The 16318-nt window shown below is 68.8% G+C and carries 17 protein-coding genes and 3 pseudogenes; 11 read left to right on the top strand and 9 right to left on the bottom strand.

The window, feature by feature from the left end; translation table 11 throughout:
• Positions 1 to 103: 103 nt before the first annotated feature.
• The 4 genes and pseudogenes from ABT057_RS15895 (at position 104) to ABT057_RS15880 (ending at position 2907) form a co-directional block, all read left to right on the top strand.
• Positions 104 to 772 (top strand): sigma-70 family RNA polymerase sigma factor, encoded by a 669-nt coding sequence (locus ABT057_RS15895; protein WP_352343547.1) that lies wholly within the window; start codon positions 104 to 106, stop codon positions 770 to 772.
• Positions 773 to 875: 103 nt separating this feature from the next.
• Positions 876 to 1151: pseudogene (locus ABT057_RS15890) on the top strand (hypothetical protein); the annotation flags it as partial.
• Positions 1136 to 2110, top strand: coding sequence for a FecCD family ABC transporter permease (locus tag ABT057_RS15885; RefSeq protein ID WP_352343700.1), 975 nt, complete (start codon positions 1136 to 1138; stop codon positions 2108 to 2110). The pseudogene ABT057_RS15890 and the gene ABT057_RS15885, both read left to right, overlap by 16 nt.
• Positions 2107 to 2907 carry an ABC transporter ATP-binding protein gene (locus ABT057_RS15880; RefSeq protein ID WP_352343545.1) on the top strand — a complete coding sequence of 267 codons (801 nt, stop codon included), beginning with the start codon at positions 2107 to 2109 and terminating at the stop codon, positions 2905 to 2907. Before ABT057_RS15885 ends, ABT057_RS15880 begins: the two co-directional genes overlap by 4 nt.
• 6 nt (positions 2908 to 2913) lie before the next feature.
• Here the strand turns inward: ABT057_RS15880 and ABT057_RS15875 are convergent, their stop codons facing one another.
• Both ABT057_RS15875 and ABT057_RS15870 read right to left on the bottom strand, forming a co-directional pair.
• The gene (locus tag ABT057_RS15875) at positions 2914 to 4611 is read right to left on the bottom strand and encodes a purine-cytosine permease family protein (protein ID WP_352343543.1); all 1698 of its coding nucleotides are present in this window, start codon (positions 4609 to 4611) and stop codon (positions 2914 to 2916) included.
• Positions 4612 to 4926: 315 nt separating this feature from the next.
• Positions 4927 to 6012: a substrate-binding domain-containing protein gene (locus ABT057_RS15870; RefSeq protein WP_502973922.1), complete on the bottom strand. Its 1086-nt coding sequence runs from the start codon at positions 6010 to 6012 to the stop codon at positions 4927 to 4929.
• 163 nt (positions 6013 to 6175) lie between these two features.
• On the opposite strand from ABT057_RS15870, the gene ABT057_RS15865 reads away from it, so the two are divergent.
• Positions 6176 to 6631 carry a MarR family winged helix-turn-helix transcriptional regulator gene (locus ABT057_RS15865; protein ID WP_352343542.1) on the top strand — a complete coding sequence of 152 codons (456 nt, stop codon included), beginning with the start codon at positions 6176 to 6178 and terminating at the stop codon, positions 6629 to 6631.
• 61 nt (positions 6632 to 6692) lie between these two features.
• Here ABT057_RS15865 and ABT057_RS15860 read toward each other — a convergent pair.
• Together ABT057_RS15860 and ABT057_RS15855 are read right to left on the bottom strand one after the other, a co-directional pair.
• Positions 6693 to 7085, bottom strand: a pseudogene (locus tag ABT057_RS15860) (multicopper oxidase domain-containing protein); the annotation flags it as partial.
• A gap of 52 nt (positions 7086 to 7137) precedes the next feature.
• Positions 7138 to 8163 (bottom strand): tyrosinase family protein, encoded by a 1026-nt coding sequence (locus ABT057_RS15855; protein WP_352343541.1) that lies wholly within the window; start codon positions 8161 to 8163, stop codon positions 7138 to 7140.
• A gap of 243 nt (positions 8164 to 8406) precedes the next feature.
• Here ABT057_RS15855 and ABT057_RS15850 point away from each other — a divergent pair, with 243 nt between their 5' ends.
• Together ABT057_RS15850 and ABT057_RS15845 are read left to right on the top strand one after the other, a co-directional pair.
• Complete coding sequence (locus tag ABT057_RS15850; protein ID WP_352343540.1) at positions 8407 to 8703, top strand: GYD domain-containing protein; 297 nt, start codon at positions 8407 to 8409, stop codon at positions 8701 to 8703.
• A gap of 113 nt (positions 8704 to 8816) precedes the next feature.
• Positions 8817 to 9614, top strand: a complete 798-nt coding sequence (locus ABT057_RS15845; protein WP_352343538.1) for a bestrophin-like domain — start codon at positions 8817 to 8819, stop codon at positions 9612 to 9614.
• A 190-nt stretch (positions 9615 to 9804) separates the two neighbouring features.
• Here the strand turns inward: ABT057_RS15845 and ABT057_RS15840 are convergent, their stop codons facing one another.
• Positions 9805 to 10224, bottom strand: coding sequence for a hypothetical protein (locus ABT057_RS15840; RefSeq protein WP_352343536.1), 420 nt, complete (start codon positions 10222 to 10224; stop codon positions 9805 to 9807).
• A 353-nt stretch (positions 10225 to 10577) separates the two neighbouring features.
• Positions 10578 to 11252, bottom strand: a complete 675-nt coding sequence (locus ABT057_RS15835; protein ID WP_352343534.1) for a hypothetical protein — start codon at positions 11250 to 11252, stop codon at positions 10578 to 10580.
• Between the two features lie 327 nt (positions 11253 to 11579).
• On the opposite strand from ABT057_RS15835, the gene ABT057_RS15830 reads away from it, so the two are divergent.
• Both ABT057_RS15830 and ABT057_RS15825 read left to right on the top strand, forming a co-directional pair.
• A complete protein-coding gene (locus ABT057_RS15830) occupies positions 11580 to 11990 on the top strand; it encodes a VOC family protein (protein ID WP_352343533.1) in 411 nt (136 codons plus the stop codon).
• A gap of 217 nt (positions 11991 to 12207) precedes the next feature.
• A complete protein-coding gene (locus tag ABT057_RS15825) occupies positions 12208 to 12567 on the top strand; it encodes a hypothetical protein (protein ID WP_352343531.1) in 360 nt (119 codons plus the stop codon).
• Positions 12568 to 12648: 81 nt separating this feature from the next.
• On the opposite strand, the pseudogene ABT057_RS49200 reads toward ABT057_RS15825, so the two are convergent.
• The 3 genes and pseudogenes from ABT057_RS49200 to ABT057_RS15815 form a co-directional block, all read right to left on the bottom strand.
• A pseudogene (locus tag ABT057_RS49200) lies at positions 12649 to 13078 on the bottom strand (IS701 family transposase); the annotation flags it as partial.
• Positions 13079 to 13308: 230 nt separating this feature from the next.
• The gene (locus ABT057_RS15820; protein ID WP_352343530.1) at positions 13309 to 14094 is read right to left on the bottom strand and encodes a DUF3592 domain-containing protein; all 786 of its coding nucleotides are present in this window, start codon (positions 14092 to 14094) and stop codon (positions 13309 to 13311) included.
• Positions 14095 to 14562: 468 nt separating this feature from the next.
• A complete protein-coding gene (locus tag ABT057_RS15815; protein WP_352343529.1) occupies positions 14563 to 15069 on the bottom strand; it encodes a hypothetical protein in 507 nt (168 codons plus the stop codon).
• A gap of 270 nt (positions 15070 to 15339) precedes the next feature.
• Between ABT057_RS15815 and ABT057_RS15810 the strand changes: the two genes are divergently transcribed.
• Both ABT057_RS15810 and ABT057_RS15805 read left to right on the top strand, forming a co-directional pair.
• Positions 15340 to 15705, top strand: a complete 366-nt coding sequence (locus ABT057_RS15810; RefSeq protein WP_352343527.1) for a hypothetical protein — start codon at positions 15340 to 15342, stop codon at positions 15703 to 15705.
• A gap of 214 nt (positions 15706 to 15919) precedes the next feature.
• Entirely contained in the window at positions 15920 to 16249 is a 330-nt protein-coding gene (locus ABT057_RS15805; RefSeq protein ID WP_352343526.1) for a hypothetical protein, read from the top strand.
• Positions 16250 to 16318: the final 69 nt, after the last annotated feature.

Raw genomic sequence — 16318 nt, 5'->3', positions numbered from 1 at the left:
GACCCTTCACCGTGCGCGCGGTCCACGTTCGGCGTGCTCGATGCGCGCCGTTGTGCGCGGCGCCGTGCCGGTCCGGTCCCGGCCCACCCGAGAAGGCCATCAGGTGATCACTTCTGTCCTCCCCGCGGCGCGCGAGAAACGTGGCGCGGGACATGCCACCGCGGAACAGTCCCCGGTGACGTCGGCATCGGTGCCCGCAGACCCGGCCACCGTCTGGGCCCTCGCGGCCCGGACCGGCGACCCCGACGCCGTCGACCGCTTCGTGCGCGCCCTGCATCCGGACGTCGTCCGCTACGTCACGCACCTCTCCGCCGACCGCCAACTCGCCGACGACCTCGCACAGGACACGTTCCTGCGGGCGCTCGGCAGCCTGCACCGGTTCGAGGGGCGCTCGTCGGCCCGCACCTGGCTGCTGTCCATCGCGCGCCGCACGGTCGTCGACAACCTGCGGTACGCCGCCGCCCGGCCACGCCGGGCCGACGTCGACGACTGGGCGGTCTGGGCCGAGCGGGCCCAGCCGCGCGGTCTGCCCGGCTTCGACGAGGGCGTGGCCCTGCTCGACCTGCTGGACGCCCTGCCCGTGGAGCGCCGGGAGGCGTTCGTCCTCACCCAGCTGCGGGGGCTGCCCTACGAGGAGGCCGCCCGGGTCGGGGGCTGCCCCGTCGGGACGATCCGTTCCCGGGTGGCACGGGCCCGGGCGACCCTCGTCGAGCTGCTCGAAGAACGATCCGAAGGCCCCGGGAACTCCAGCCCCTCCGCGCCCGACCACTAGTACGACGGACGCACCGCGGTCCCAGCGCTCGTGAATCCCGTGCTCGTGAATCCCGTGCTCGTGGTGGCCCGTGTGCGTGCGTTCAGTGACGCCGAGGGAGGTGAAGGTGGCCGCGACCGACGTCGACGCGCTCGTCGTCATCGGCTACAACGACCCGAACCCGGCGGCCTACGCCAAGACACTGCCGAAGGAGTTCCCCCAGTGGTCCGCCGCGAAGAACAACCCGTACGTGGCCCTGTCGGACTCGATGCACCTCGGCCCGGGCAAAGACCCGGCCGTGGCGAAGATCGCCGAGATGCTGCACCCCGGCAAGTTGCGACCGGGCTGGGACTCGTCGTCCTGCCGGTCGTGCTCGTCGCGGTCATGGTGGTGGCGGTGAGCGTCGGCGCGGTGAACATCCCGGTCGGTGACGTGTGGGAGATCCTTCTGCACCATGTCACCGGCCGGGGCGCCACGGGAGACCCGGCCCTGGACCAGATCGTGTGGACCTTCCGCGCCCCCCGCGTCGCCCTCGCCGCACTGGTCGGCGCGGGCCTGGCCGTCGTCGGCGCGGTACTCCAGACCCTGGTCTCCAACCCGCTCGCCGACCCGGTCGTCCTCGGCTTCTCCCACGGCGCCTCGCTCGGCGCGGTCCTGGTGATCACACTCGGCGGTGCCGCCCTCGGCGGGCTGGGCGGACTAGGTGTCTCGGGCGCGGCGTTCGCGGGTGCCCTGGCGGCCGGGGCGCTGGTGTTCGTCCTGGGCCAGAGGGGCGGCCGACTGGCCCCGACCCGCCTGGTACTGGCCGGAGTCGCCGTCGGCTACGTCCTGCTGTCGATGACCAGCTTCGTCCAGCTGCTGGCGACACCCACCGAGCTGCGGACCGTGATGTTCTGGATGCTGGGCAGTGTCGCCGGCGCCCAGTGGAGCCAGTTGCCGACGGTCACGGTGGTGGTCCTGACGGGTACGGCCCTGCTCACCCTGTTCGGCCGGCGGCTCAACGCCCTGCTGGCCGGCGACGAGTCCGCCACCGCGCTCGGCGTGGACGTGAACCGGCTGCGGGCCGTCCTGCTGGTCATCAGCGCCCTGCTCACCGGCACGGTCATCTCCGTCGCGGGCGGCGTGGGCTTCGTCGGCCTGGTGATCCCCCACCTGGTCCGTCTGACCACGGGTGCCGACCACCGACGGCTCCTGCCCCTGACGGCACTCCTCGGCGCCGTCTACCTGGTCCTCGTGGACCTGCTCTCCCGCACCCTCACGCGCCCCGACGAACTCCCGCTGGGCATCCTCACCGCCCTGCTCGGCGCCCCCTTCTTCCTGTGGCTGCTGCGCCGCAACAAGGGCCTGGACACGATATGAAACTGACTGTGGATCAGCTCCACATCACCCTGGACCGCCGGCCGATCCTGCGCGAGGTGAGCCTGGAGGCCGCCAAGGGGGACATCGTCGGGCTGGTCGGCCCCAACGGCAGCGGCAAGTCCACCTTGCTCCGCACGGTCTACCGCTCCCTGCGGCCCGCCGGGGGAGTGGTCCGGGTGGGCGGCGACGACGTGTGGGAGCTGTCCGCACGCACCGCCGCCCGCCGCACCGCCGCCGTCCTCCAGGACGCCGGCACCACCACCGGCCTGACCGTCACCGAGATCGTCGCCCTCGGCCGTACGCCCCACCACCGCCTGCTGGGCCGGGACGACGCCGAGGACCGTGAGGCCGTCGCCGACGCGGTCGCCCGCTGCGGGGTGACCCCCTTCGCGGACCGCGACTACGCCACCCTCTCCGGCGGTGAACGCCAACGCGTCCTGCTCGCACGGGCGTTGGCCCAGCGGCCGCAACTCCTCGTCCTCGACGAACTCACCAACCACCTCGACATCCGGGCCCGGTTCGAGCTGCTGGACCTGATCCGCGGCACCGGCGTCACCACCCTCGCCGTCCTGCACGACCTCGACCTGGCCGCCCGCCTCTGCGACCACCTGGTCGTCCTGCACGAGGGCACGGTGGTGGCGGCCGGCCCGGTCCTCGAGGTCCTGACCCCGGACGTCCTGCACGAGGTCTTCGGCGTACGGGGCGACACGGAACGCCACGCCGACGGTGTCGTCCGCGTCACCTACGCCGCCCGGCCGCTCGCCCGGGACCGGGCGGCCGAGCCGGTGGACGGGTGACGTCGTTCAGTCCGCGGCCGCCCGCACGGCGGGCAGACCGAGGTCGACCGGTCCGCCGCCGGCACCGCTCTTGCACGAGTCGTGGCAGTCCTTCTCCAGGCTGCAGCACAGCGAGCAGACCGCGCCCTCGTGGAAGGTGCAGTTCGCCATGTCGGGCCGTTCGAAGTCGGTCGCGCACACCGTGCAGGTCAGGACCGCGGCCGAGGGCAGCCCGTCCGCGCCGAGCAGCGGCTCGTCGAGGTCGTCGAGACGGGCGATGTAGTACCTGCCCTTGGTCAGGACCGCGAACAGCGGCGAGAGCACCATGGCCAGGAACAGGGCGATGAAGGGCGAGTACGCCTTGCCGTAGTCGCCGAACGCCTCGAAGTACGCGGCGATGGACACCGCCGAGGCGATCAGCATCGAGCCGAAGCCGACCGGGTTGAAGTTGTACAGATGGGCCCGCTTGAACTCGATGTACGACGGGCTGAGCTTCAGCGGCTTGTTGACGACCAGGTCGGCGACGACCGCGCCGATCCAGGCGATGGCGACATTGGAGTAGAAGCCGAGGACCGTGTTGAGGAAGCCGAAGACGCCGCCCTCCATCAGGGCGAGCGCGATCCCCACGTTGAGGAAGATGTAGACGACCCGGCCGGGGTGACGGTGGGTGAGCCGGGAGAAGAAGTTCGACCAGGACAGCGAACCGGAGTACGCGTTCGTCGAGTTGATCTTTATCTGGGACAGGATCACGAAGAACGTGGCCAGGCCCAGCGCGACCGGCGCGGCGAAGGTCTTGAAGCCGTGCACGTACTGCTGGATGGGCTCGTTGGCCTTGCTCAGGCCCACGCTGCCGGCGATGTAGAAGGCGAGGAACGCGCCGCCGATCTGCTTCGCCGCGCCGAGCACCACCCAGCCCGGGCCGGCCGACAGCACCGCGCCCCACCACTTCTTCGCGTTCTGCGGGGTCTTGTCGGGCATGAACCGCAGGTAGTCGACCTGCTCCCCGATCTGCGCGATCAGCGACAGCGCGACGCCCGCGCCCGCGCCGACCCCGAGCATGCTGATGCCGGAGCCGGTGGGGGAGTTCCCGGCGAAGTGGGTGAACTGCGAGAACTTGTCCGGCTCCTGGATCGCGATGGACACGAACGGCGCGACCATCAGCACCAGCCAGACGGGCTGCGTCCACACCTGCATCTTCGACAGGGCGGTCATGCCGTAGATCACCAGCGGCAGGATGATCAGCGAGCAGATGAGATAGCCGACCGCGAGCGGGATGTGCAGACCCAGCTCCAGGGCCTGCGCCATGATCGAGCCTTCGAGGGCGAAGAAGATGAAGGTGAAGCTGGCGTAGATGACCGAGGTGAGCGTGGAGCCGAGATAGCCGAAGCCGGCGCCCCGGGTCAACAGGTCCATGTCGATGGAGTACTTGGCCGAGTAGTACGAGATCGGGATGCCGGTCAGGAAGATGACGACCGCCGCGGCGAGGATCGCGACCATCGCGCTGGAGAAGCCGTTGGAGATGGCGATCGAGCCGCCGATGGCGAAGTCGGCCAGGTAGGCGATGCCGCCCAGGGCGGTGGTGGCCACCACGTAGGGGGTCCAGCGGCGGAAGGACTTCGGCGCGTAGCGCAGCGAGTAGTCCTCCAGGGTGTCGTTCTGTGCCCAGCCGTTGTAGGTCCGTCCGGCTGCTGAGGCCGGCGCCTCTTTGTCGGCGATGTCCGTCACGGGGGTTCCCTCTTCTCTTCCCTCTTCCGCGGGGGCAGTTGGGGGAAGAGTCCCGGCGCATTGTTTCGCGACCGTTTCCCGGCCTTTACGCGGGGCTTCTTGGAAAACCCTTTTGATGACGCGCGTAGAACCTGGCCATCAGGGAGCTTTTTGCGGCTCGGGGTTCTGCATGGCCGGGTTCTGTGCGACCCGGACGTATACGAGTTGGGACTCGCCGAATGGTCGGCCAAATCCTTCCCGCAGAAAGTATTTCCGCATGGGAGTATTGTCAATCACGGGAGGGAGTACCGGAGATGGAGCGCCGCAGAGGGGGTGTCAGAGCTGAGCGACGATGTCGAAGTCGAACGCGTCCGCCCGCGCCAGATACAGCCGCTGCTCGAGGTGGTTGCCGCGCAGTCGCAGCACGCCCCGCGGGCCCTCGTACGAGACCGTGTCACCAAGCGCGCACATCGCGCCCACGTCCAGCGACCGTGCCCGCTCGCTCAGGGCCGCCAGCAGCCGAACCCCTTCGAAGCAGGACTCGCCGAGACTGCCGACGACCGGCGCCGCGATGCCGAACCGGGCCGCGTAACGGCCGCTGAAGTCCAGGCTCTCGGCCGTCGCCAGCGTCTCGAAGTACCCGGCCGCGGCCCACAGCCCGTCGGTCGCCTCCGCCCCGGTGGCCAGCAGGATGTTCTCGTCCATGTGGGTGCTCAGCCGCTGGCACCGCCGGTGCAGCCCGTACGCGGCGAACGCCCGGTTGAAGCGGGCCGCGTCGTCCCCGACCAGCAGCATCAGCACCGCGTCCGCCTCGCACCGCTCGACGCGGCGCAGCACCGGCCCGAACTCCTCGGTGCCCAGCGGTACGAACACCTCGTCCCGGACCCGGCCCCCGCAGGCCCGGGCGTACCGGCGCGCGGCCCGGGCGGTCACCCGCGGCCACACGTAGTCGTTGCCCACCGTGCACCAGCGCCGGGCGCCGGTGGCCTCGGCCAGCAGCCGCATGGCGGGCAGCAGTTGCGCCGCGTCGGTCTCCCCGGTCAGGAACACCCCGGGCGTGCGCTCGCCGCCCTCGTACTGCGCGGTGTAGACATACGGCACCCGGCCCGCGACGCGCGGCACCAGAGCCTTGCGCACCGCGGAGGTGTGCCAGCCCACCACCGCGTCCACCGCGCGCAGCGACACCAGCGCCTCGACCTCGGCCGCCACCCGCGGCGGTGGCGCCCCGCCGTCCACCACGATCAGCCGGACCTCCCGGCCCAGCACTCCGCCCGCGGCGTTCAGTTCCTCCGCGGCCAGTTGCGCGGCCAGCTCGCAGGACGGCCCGAAGACCCCCGCCGGCCCCTGCAGGGGCACGACCAGGGCCACGACCAGGGTCGCGCCGCCCGGGCGGCCGTCTCCCGCCGCCGGCACCGGATGCACAGACCACCTCCGTGAGCGCAAGGGCACGCGGATCACCGCGTCGTGAACCACCTCGCCGGCCCGTGGGGCACCGCCCCCGGTTCCCGGTCCTGGTTCCCGGCCTCGGCACCCTCGCGGAGGCTTTTGACCGTCCGGACACTAGACCTACGGGAAGGACCCCGCAATGCCGTCGGAAGCGTCACCGGATCTCGCCCACCTGCTCAGCCACGCCGAACGGCGCCTCGGCCGGCGGCTGTCCGCCCTGCTGGCGCAGGAGGGCTGCTCGGTCGAGGAGTGGCGGGTCCTGTCGATCGCCGCCGACGGTCACGGTCACCCCATGACGGAGATCGCCGACCACGCCCTCATGCCCGCCCCCAGCCTGACCAAGCTGGTCGACCGCATGGTCGCGGGCAACCTGGTCCACCGCCGCCCGGACCCCGCCGACCGCCGCCGCGTCCTGCTGTACCTCACGCCCCGCGGCCGCATCCTCCACGACCGCGCCGCGAAGCGGGTCCACGCGGACCAGTCGGAGCTCCTCGCCGCCATTGACGACCACGGCGAACTCACCCGCCTGCTCCTCCTGCTCACCGCGGCCCTGGAGGACCGGCAGATCGCCGCGCATCCGCTGAAACACCCCTGAGCAGGTGCTGCCGGCCGGAGCGGGATCGCCGAGTCCCGCCCCGGACCGGCAAGCCGAACGCTCAGGCCCGGTAGGCCACGAGGGCCATCATTCCGGTTTCGCCGTGGTAGGCGTTGTGGCGGTGCAGCATCCACTGGCCGGGGTTGTCCGCCTTCTTCGCGTCCAGCCGCACGTCGTCGTCGGCGGCGCGCAGTTGCGAGGCGGTCAGGGTCAGACCGTCCAGTTCGGCCGGTCGTACGGTCGGCTTCGGCGTGCTTCCCGACCCGGTCCGCATCAGGGCCATTCCGGCGGCGCCCTTGCCCTCGGCGAGTGCGACCAGCGGGATGGTCGGCTTGTGGCCGCCGAGGGCCACCCGGTAGGCGGTGTCGCCGCCCGCGTTGATGATCCGCAGGCGGACGCGCTTGCCGGGCTTGCCCGTGTAGACGGCCGGGTCGGTCGGCATTCGCCCGTTGACCGGCTTCCCGTCAGTGGTGCAGCAGTGCGCCGGGGCCTGCTGCCCTCGCCGTCTACTGGTAGGAGTAGCCCAGAGCGGTGATGTCCTTGACGTCGCCCACGGTGAGCCCGCCGGAGGCCGCTGTCCACCAGGGGTCGAGCCCGGCGTCGGCTCCGGTCACGTTGGGCATGCCGCTGTGGGTGAGCTGCCACTGGTCCCAAATACGGTCCACGTTCGAGTGCAGCAGGAAGAAGATCGGATCCCCGGACGAGGTCATGGGGTTGCCCAGAGTCCCGCCGCACCAGTTGTGCACGTTGTTGTGGGCGGCGATCTCCAGGCCGTCCTGCCTGACGCCGGCCATCACCCTCCCGAACGTGAAGGCCGTGTAGGTGGGGCGGACCAGAAGGCCGTCGATCGTGGCCTGCGTCGGGAGGCTGGTGCCCGGGTTCGTCCCGGGGGCGGGCCGGTTGACACCGGGCGGCTGCCATACCCAGTCGGGGCGATTGTGGTCATTGGCGTAGTCCCAGTAGGGCACTGTGACGTCGGGCTCGACGCTGCGGAGGAGGTCCTCGAACTTGAGGCCGTAGGCGCGGTGCCAGGGCAGGAACCGCTGCGTGGCGGACGGCGGCATCCCGGGCATCGTGTGGTGCCGGTGATTCATGTCCTGGTGTACGGCCACGAGTTCGTCGTACTTGTTCTGGCCGTTCAGTTGCTGCAGCGCCCTGTTGAACCGCTCCCGCTCGGCGTCGGTCAGATGCCGGTGGTCCTTGCGTACCCGCTGCGAGGCACGGACCAGCCTGGTGACCAGGGAGCGGAGTTGCTCCATCCCCATGGGCGCGGTCGTCGGTGCTGCGGCTGGAGACATGCTCATCGCGCGTTCGCCGAGAGCCGCCGGGGTGGCGTGAGCGGCACGACCTGGTGCGGCCGCCGTCGGAGAAAACGCATCGAAACCGCTGGAAATGGCGTCTGTCATCATCCGGCCGAGACGCAGACCGATCTCCTCGCTGTCGACCAGCTGGGCGGGGGCCCAGTCCGAGGCGATCAGATGGGCGTCTTCTGCGGTGGGGAAGCGATCCGCCGCTACCTTCTGGGCATGCATCCGTTGCTCACTCCTTGTCGTCGGGCGTCCCGCACCGCGGCCCGACGGCCCGTCGGGACACCTCTCCCAATGTGGGAGGAACTGCGACGGGAGGCGACCTAGGAGCGCTGAAGGGGTGACCGGGTGCCGGACCGGCGTAGCGATCGGCTGCCGCTGTTCATTTGGGTGTACATATTGCGCCGTTTTCAGCTGTGATGACCAGTATTGACCTTGCGATGTGTTCCCACAGGAGGGTGGAAGACCATGCCGGCGTACGTCACGTTGCTGAACTGGACCGATCAGGGGATCCGGAACTACAAGGACACCGCAAAGCGGGCCGAGGCCTTCGGCGCAGCGGCACAGAAGCTCGGCGCGAAGGTCCTGAACCTCTACTGGACCGTCGGTTCGTACGACCTCGTGGCCGTTGTCGAGGCACCCGACGACGAGACCGCCACCGCGGTGCTCCTGCAGCTCGGCGGGGTGGGCAACGTCCGTACGACGACACTGCGGGCCTTTGGCCCAGAGGAGATGGATCGCATCATCGCCAAGGCCGCCGGCTGAGGGCATGTGAGCATCGACTCCAAGAGTGATCGACGGGGAGCTCCAGGTCGCGGGGCCGGGGCCGGTGTGCCGTCGCCGTGCGGCGCTCGCGACAACGCGCTGCGGGTGACGAGGTGAACTGGTTGACCTCGTTGCCGGCGGTGGTGCTGGTTGTGGGCTGGCTCTTCCTCGCCTTGCTGGTCGCGGCCGTGGCGCGGGTCGGCGTCCGGGCGCTCGTGCCGGCCGAGGAACGGGACCGGGTGCCGCAGATCGCCACGCCCCTGATGCCGACACTCGGCGCTTCCTTCGCGATCTTTGCGGCACTCACACTGGCCAGCGAGGCCGGCTACCTGCGCGCAGCCGAGGGGTTGGTGAGCGACGAGGCGGCCGCAGCCTCCCGCCTGGCATGGGCGGCGACGAGTCCGCGAGTCCACTCGGAGCCGATCCATGCGGCACTGCTGGACTACCTGCAGAACACGCGCGCCAGGGAATGGGAGGCCCCAGCAGCGGCGTCCGGTGACGACCCCGCCACCGGACGCGCGATCGCCCAGCTGGAGCGGAGCGTGCGCGCAGAGGCGGCCCGGCCCGAGGTGGGAACCCCGACCGGCTCGGAGTTGGTGCTTTCCATGGACGCCGTCACCAGTAGTCGTCGCGCCCGCGTTGCGGCCGCCTCGCGCGACGTTCCCGCGCTCTACGTCGTCACGCTTGTGGTCAGCGGACTGGCCTTGATCGTGAACTCCGGCGCACTGGTCTTCCGCAGCAGCCTGCGAACGTCACTGCTGATCGTAGGTGTTGCGAGCGTGGTCGGGCTGAGCCTCGCGTTGCTCTTCGCCCTCAGCGCGCCCTGGAGCGGCCCCTTCATCGTCAGTGGCCATCCACTCGACGCCATCATCGGGAACCTCAAGTCCGGCTTCTTCGACGGCGGGCGGTAGGCGACGGGCACGATCACCACACCGACAACCGCGCGCACCGGACTGGCGAGTGAGACGAGCCCTTTTGGCCCCGCGGCCATGGTCTCAAGCGCGGGCGGTCGGACCGCGAGACGAACCGGCGTGGGATCCTCGCCGAACGGCCGTGAACGGGGCTGAACGAGACGGAAACCGAGGCGGCCCAGCGTTGCCCCTACGGGCACGACAGGTCGTGGGGCAGGTCGCAGACGTCGTCGCGCATGTGAAGCCTGCGGAGGTCCTGGACCAGTGCGACGGGGTAGGGATGCATTGCCCACTTGGCGAGACAGCCGGCCTCGTCGTGCTCCTTGAGCACAGTGTGGGCCGCAGCCAGAACAGCGTGAGCGAACGTGGGACGCGGGTGGGTCGACCGCCACATCACCGTGCCGTCGGAGTCCGGAAGGTCGGGGCTGACGGCGATGTCGGGGAACTTGTGGATGGTCACGTTGATCGCGTCATCCGTTGTGCGCAGCACCCAGCGAAGCTCTTGGGGCTCGGCATCGAAGAAGAACCGGGCTGAACGCTGCTGCCCATACAGCTCGCCTGTGCCTGCTACGAGGTCCGCCAACGCATCAGTGCAGTAACTGGCGATCACCGATGCCGTCTGAGAGCCATCGACCAGGTGGCACCGTGCCCAACCGTGGCCCACCAGTTCCCACTTCAGCTGAAGAGCACTCTCTGACCCTTGATCAATCGGCACTGGCCCAGGCTACTGGCAGCGATTGGCGGCTCTGGCACGACCTCTTCGTCCCGAACTCTCGGCTGGGCGGTCATCGGATTCCGGTGGGCCGGCTGGTCGGCCATCGATGACTGCTGACGGCCGCCTGAGGTCCCGGGGCTCGCGCCCCTGGCGGTCGTCATGGGTCGTCCTCGGCCACTGTCGAGCGACCGCTCGATCCGGTGCGATGGTGGTGCGGCGCGGGGCGTAGGAGAACGGGAGGCCGGCGATCATTCGTACCAAAGCCCGGGAAGCGGTCCACGCCTGCTCGTCGGCGGAACGCCGGGTATCGTGCTGCCCCTTTCGAGGTCGCCCCGGATGTGCAGATAGAGGGAGGGCATCGGCAAGCCGACGGTCTGGATCCAGCCCTTGCCGTGCACGTGGCCGGCGGCTGACAGCTCTGCAGCTTGGCCCTGTGGCGCCATCCTCTCCACGTAGCTTTGGCAGATCGTCTCGCCGCTGTCGGCGAAAGCGTAGCGGGCAGCGTAGGCGTAGCCCTCGTGGAGCCAGACGTACAACACGATCGGCTTGTCCAGGACCGCGCGGAACCACTCGGCGGCAAGCTCGGCGAGCCGTTCCGTGGAGCCCGTTGCATCAAGCGCCCAGAAACTGGGCCGATCCGGGAGCAGATACAGCTGATTGTGCAGACGATCGCCCCGGACGCGGTCACCGACCAGGTGCACGCCCAGCTCGATCAGGTGTCGGCGGGGCTCCTCCCCGTCGGACAGGCCGACGTGAGCGAGGAGCGCTTCCCAGTCGTCCGGGCGTCCGATCTCCCCGACAACATCAGCCGGCGCCCAAGCCCCGCACCGCTCCCTCAGCGCAGACACGAAGGCTCTCTCAGTGTCGTTGAACTCGAAGTCGTCATCCGGATCATCGATCTCGAACCAAGTACGCGTCGTCATGGGACGGACCTTATGGCGAGAGCGAGGTGCGCCCGGTACTCGGGAAGCTCACCAGGCCCGGACCATGATCGGTCCCGGGTTCCTTTCGACTGGTGCCCCGGCGTTGAAACCTGCGACACCCGCTTTGAGAAGTTCGATCCGACGCCCTCAGCGGTCGGCTGCGAAGCTGCAGCCGATGCCTACGACCGCCCGGAGGCGCCGGCGTCCGGCGCCGTTGATGTCAGCCGTTGATGTCGAAGCCCCCAGGAACTTCTTGTTCCCACACCTCAGCGGAGTTGCTTGGGGCCTGTCTCGAAGTCGGGTGTGAGTTCATGACAAGATCGGGGGATGCTGCGACTCACCGATTTCATTATCGACTGCCCGGACACGATGAAGCTGGCGGCTTTCTACTCCGAGGTGACGGGCCGTCCGATCAAGGAAGGCAGCTCCGAGGACTGGGCTGGCATCCAGTTCGGCGAGATCGAGCTGGCATTCATCCGGGTGGACGACTACCGCGCTCCGCAGTGGCCCGACATCGAGCACCCCAAGCAGTTCCACCTCGACTTCGAAGTGGACGAGATCGAGTCCGAGCAGCGCCGCGTCCTCGACCTCGGCGCGACGCTGAGGCAGGACTTCATCGGCCCCAACGGCTACGGCTGGCAGGTCTACACCGACCCGATCGGCCACCCCTTCTGCCTGTGCCGCAACAAGGGCGTCATCTGGACCGACCAGGGCCCGACCTGGCCCAAGCACGACTGACCAGCCGCTCGTGATTCCCCGCCGGCTCTGATGCGCTTGTGGTGCGGCCGTGGGGGTACCCCACGGCCGCACCCTTCTGGTCCGTGGCTCTGGCTGGATCGGTCAGTGACGGCCATACCGGCCCCTGGGCGGGCCCGGAGGGGCGCTACCGTGCGGGGGCGGTTGCTGGAGTTGCGGTGCCTGGCCGCTGTACCGCAAGATCCAAACGGGGGTGACCATGGAACGGCAGGTGCTGGAATCGCTGTTGGCCGGTGATGACGAGGCGTCCGTGATAGCTCTGGCCACCCTCCGCAGCGGCGCCACCTACTGGGTGGGAGATCGGGCACAACCCGCAGGCCGGCATGCCGGAGTCTTCAAGCACCGTCTTCAGCGCATGCGGATGCACGGACTTGAACCTCTTGGGCTGGAACGAGCAGTGCAACTCATCCGCGAACATGGCCGGCCCGTGCGCACAGGGCTGATCGATTCTGCCGATCGGAAATGGACCACCCTGCTCTTTCTCACCGAGGACGGCAGCGCACTAGTGGCCTGCGCCGGCTGGCCGCTGCCGCTGATTGTCAGGGAGCCACCGCTTTAGGGACCGCGGCCTCGTTGGGTTGGGCCGTTTTCACCGTGATTCCCCGCTGTCCCCCGCGGCCCGCAGGGTAACTGCTGCAGGATCCTTCCAGGTCAGGGCATGGGCGGCTTCGATAGGGGTGTGTGGCTGGTGGGCCGAATCGGACCGGCCGCGGGCGAAGTGATGCGCGGGGGTGTGGGGAGTCGCGTGCAGCGGGTAGTACACACAGCCGTCGGTCCGCACCGTGGTCGCGCAGCAGCTCAAGCCGCCGGTCGTTGACCAACTCGGCAGCCCAGGGCGATTCGGACAGGAAGAACTGCAGCCGCTGCAGTTCCGGCATCCCCGCACCTGCCACCGGTTCCGCCCCTGCCGGGCAGGTGATCGTCTTGTTCCGCTCCCGCGGCGCCAGGAGCCCGGTCAGGTACTCGCGAAACCCCCGTCGCTGGGCCAGGCTGAAGAAGAGGTCGTCGAACCGGACCGCGCACTCCCCCTACGGACCCGGCGCGGGCGGACACGGACGGTGAGCGGTCATCTTCAGCCCCCAGCAAGGCAGTTGACTCCTACTACCGGCCCACGACCAATCCGACCTGCCGTCAACCCGTGCGACCTCCGGATTTAACGAACTACCGGTAGCACTCCTGCCCTCATCCGAGGCCTCTGGCGTCCCGTCCAGGGGTCTCGTCCTTTCCGCCCGGGACTATGTGGTGGCCTGTCAGATCGGCGAAAACGGGCTGAAATCAGGCATGATCACGAGTTGCAAAGTCAGGCGCCGGGGCGGGGGGCGTCCGGCGTCTTGTCTGCTTCCGTCTGTTCCTTGACACGCCCCACCTCCCGGACGGTCCCCACCAGAAAACCTGCCGCGACCAGCCCGAACACCACAGAACCCGGTCGAATTCCGTCGGCGTAGGATCCGTCCAGACGGTCAGCGTGGCGGAGTTCCGTGGGGTCCGACGGGTTGTAGACGATGGGTACGTGGCCTCCGGGCTTCGCGTCGTTTCCCGAGCCGTCTCCGACGTCGATATCCGCTTGCACTGTGCTGGACGGTGCGCTGAAGCGCACGGTTAAGGAGTTCGCCCAGCCTTCCTCCGACCGGCCGGCAATGGCGACTACAGTCGCTTCGGTCCTGTGCCCGTGCTCCCGGAGGTTCTGCAGCATCTGGTCCTCCTGGCCGGCTTTCCATCCCATGAATCCGGCGACGGTGGCGAACAGCAGGAAACCCACAGCAGCCGATCGGGCTCTGGCCCAGCGGGGGTCCAGCAGCGGCGATGGCACACCAAGCCTGGTGACCAACCCCGTCGCGAGGCGGCCCGGCGGAGGAACTCGGCTGGCCCAACGACGAGCCCAGCCCCACCGCCGTAGTAGCAAGCTCGCGATAGCGCCCGCTGCGGACAGTGCCACCGCGCCGCCGAAAACCTGGTTCCAGGTCAGCTCGAACGGATCGAATGCGAGCCACACCACGAAGGCCGCGACGCCTGCCAGCGAGGTCCACCCCTTGAGAAAGGGGTACTTCCCCCGGCTGTCGCTCCGTACGGATCTGCGCTCACTCATCCGCGCCCCCTCGCCCCGTTACGAGCTATGACGCACCGGTCGCCGCTGCGGTTGTAGTGGTCGCCGGCCCTGTGTCCGAGGCTCCGCGTTCTTGCCCGGGGGATGTGTTCGTTTCCGGGCTTGGCCTGCGGCAATAGACCAAGATCCCGTCCACGCCTCGTCCACAGACCCCGACATACGGCGGCTCTGGGCGGCATCTGGCTGCACATACGCGAAGACCCCGGCCTCAGCGTTTCCGCTGGTGACGGGGCTTTGGGCACCTCATAACGGGTGCCCCCGGCAGGATTCGAACCTGCGCACACGGTTCCGGAGGCCCTTCGGCTTTCGTACGATGCCGCTGGTCAGGGAAGCTGTGAGCACTCGGGCGGCTGGTGCCCGTCCACGGATAGACCACGGCCCCTGACCACCGCCCGAGGAGACAGGCGGACGGGCTGCCCGCACGGTGTGGTGCTGCGGCGGTGCGTGTTCCTACCGGCTCGGCAGCAGTTTGTGCCCTGCGGTGCGGATGGAGGTGGTGCCGTCCTCACCGATGCGGCGGAGTTTGCCGACGCCGTCGTACTTGCGGGCGTTGATGAGGTAGCCCAGGCCGAAGAAGGGGAGAAGGATGCCGGGTATGCCGGTGTATCCGAACCAGGAAGCGATGTCCGGGTCCATGTCGAGGTCCGAGCCGTCCGGCTGTATGGCGACGTCGAAGGTGAGCCAGAGCAGCAGGGCGGCGAGGGCCAGGCTGGTGAGGCCGAGGACGAAGTAGCGGACTCGCTTGGCGGTGGTGCGGGCGTGGCTGTCGACGGTCACCAGGAACTGCTGGCCGCATGCCTGGCAGACGAGTTTGCCCGTGCTGCTGCCTTCCGCGGGCCGCATGGGCAGCGGCTGGACCCGGTGATTGGTGACCATCACCGCGACCCCCTGCACACTCAGCACGTGGGCGAACATTGTTCTCGGCTGATCCATGACGATGCTGCTCCCGAACGCCATGTGGCGCCCCCCCTTGGCAGTTGCCCCCAAACAGACGGCAATCATGCCCGCAGGATGTAGAACCGAACCGCACGGACGGTCACTCACTTCTGCTGCGGCGTGTTGGCTCGCAGGACAGAAAAGCATCTGATCCGTAGCTCTGGAGAAATCGGTCAATGGAGGTCATACAGGCTGCCGGGAAGGGCTTGGCGGCCGGTGCTGGTCGCTGCCGGTTGCTGGGGTTGCTGTACTTCGTTGCTGTACAGCAGGATCCCGACCGAGGGTGTGATCATGGAACAGGAACAGCTCGAACGGCTGCTGGAGGGCGGCGACGGCACGTCGTCGGCCGCTCTGTCTGCTCTCCGCGCCGGCGCTTCCCACGTTGTCTGGGACGGAACGACGTCAGCCGAGTCACTCGCGACGATCTACGGGCGCCGACTCCGTCACACCCTTCGGAGAGGCATCGAGACCTCCGGCTTGGCGCGGGCCGTGCAACAGCTCGACCTATACAGCCGACCCGTTCGACTGGGACAGATCAAGACTGCGGACGGATCGTGGGTCTTCATGCTGTTTCTGGACCAAGACGCCACCACGCTGGTGGCGTGCACCGGAGTCCGGCAGACCCAACCGGGCCCGGCACGCCCAGACGATTGCTGAAACTCTGCATCACCAACACGCTTTCCAACTGTGGTGGTGGTCCTGGGGGCCTCGGACGGGGCTGTTCACCTGCGTTCATGGGCGGTCGATCGTCTGAGCGTCTACCGACTCTGGTCCCGTCTGAATGTCCGTGAACGGCGCTGAATGAGACGGAAACTGAGACGGACTGCGGGGCCGGGCTCGCTAGCATCTTTGCTGTTGAAGAGGGGGAGTCATGGCGCTGGTCCGCAAGGGATCACGACGGATCGTCGTTGAGGGCACGGCCTACCGCTGGCGGCTGCGAGGCAGGCCGACCTACTTCCAGGGCTTGGCCTGGTCGCCGTGCACGTTCGCGGTCGAGCATGCGGACACCCCAGGAACGACGCTCTTGGTTACCACCGACCAGCCGCATTCGAGCAACTGGATGGGGCGCGAGGCTGAGCCTGTACGGCCGTCCGGTGTTGCCGCGGCTGTTCGGCTTGCCTTGCGTGAGGGGTGGACTCCGACGACTCCGGGTTCCGCGTTCCACCTCGACCAGTCCGCCGACTTCACGCCTTCGCACTGAACAGCCTGGGGAATCGTCGGGGCTCTGGTGAGCGTACCGTCGGTCTGAAATCACGGGGAAGCGGCCAGT

Source organism: Streptomyces sp. NPDC002588, from assembly GCF_040295925.1.
GTDB lineage: Bacteria > Actinomycetota > Actinomycetes > Streptomycetales > Streptomycetaceae > Streptomyces.
This window is presented reverse-complemented; position numbering and strand designations above follow the sequence as displayed.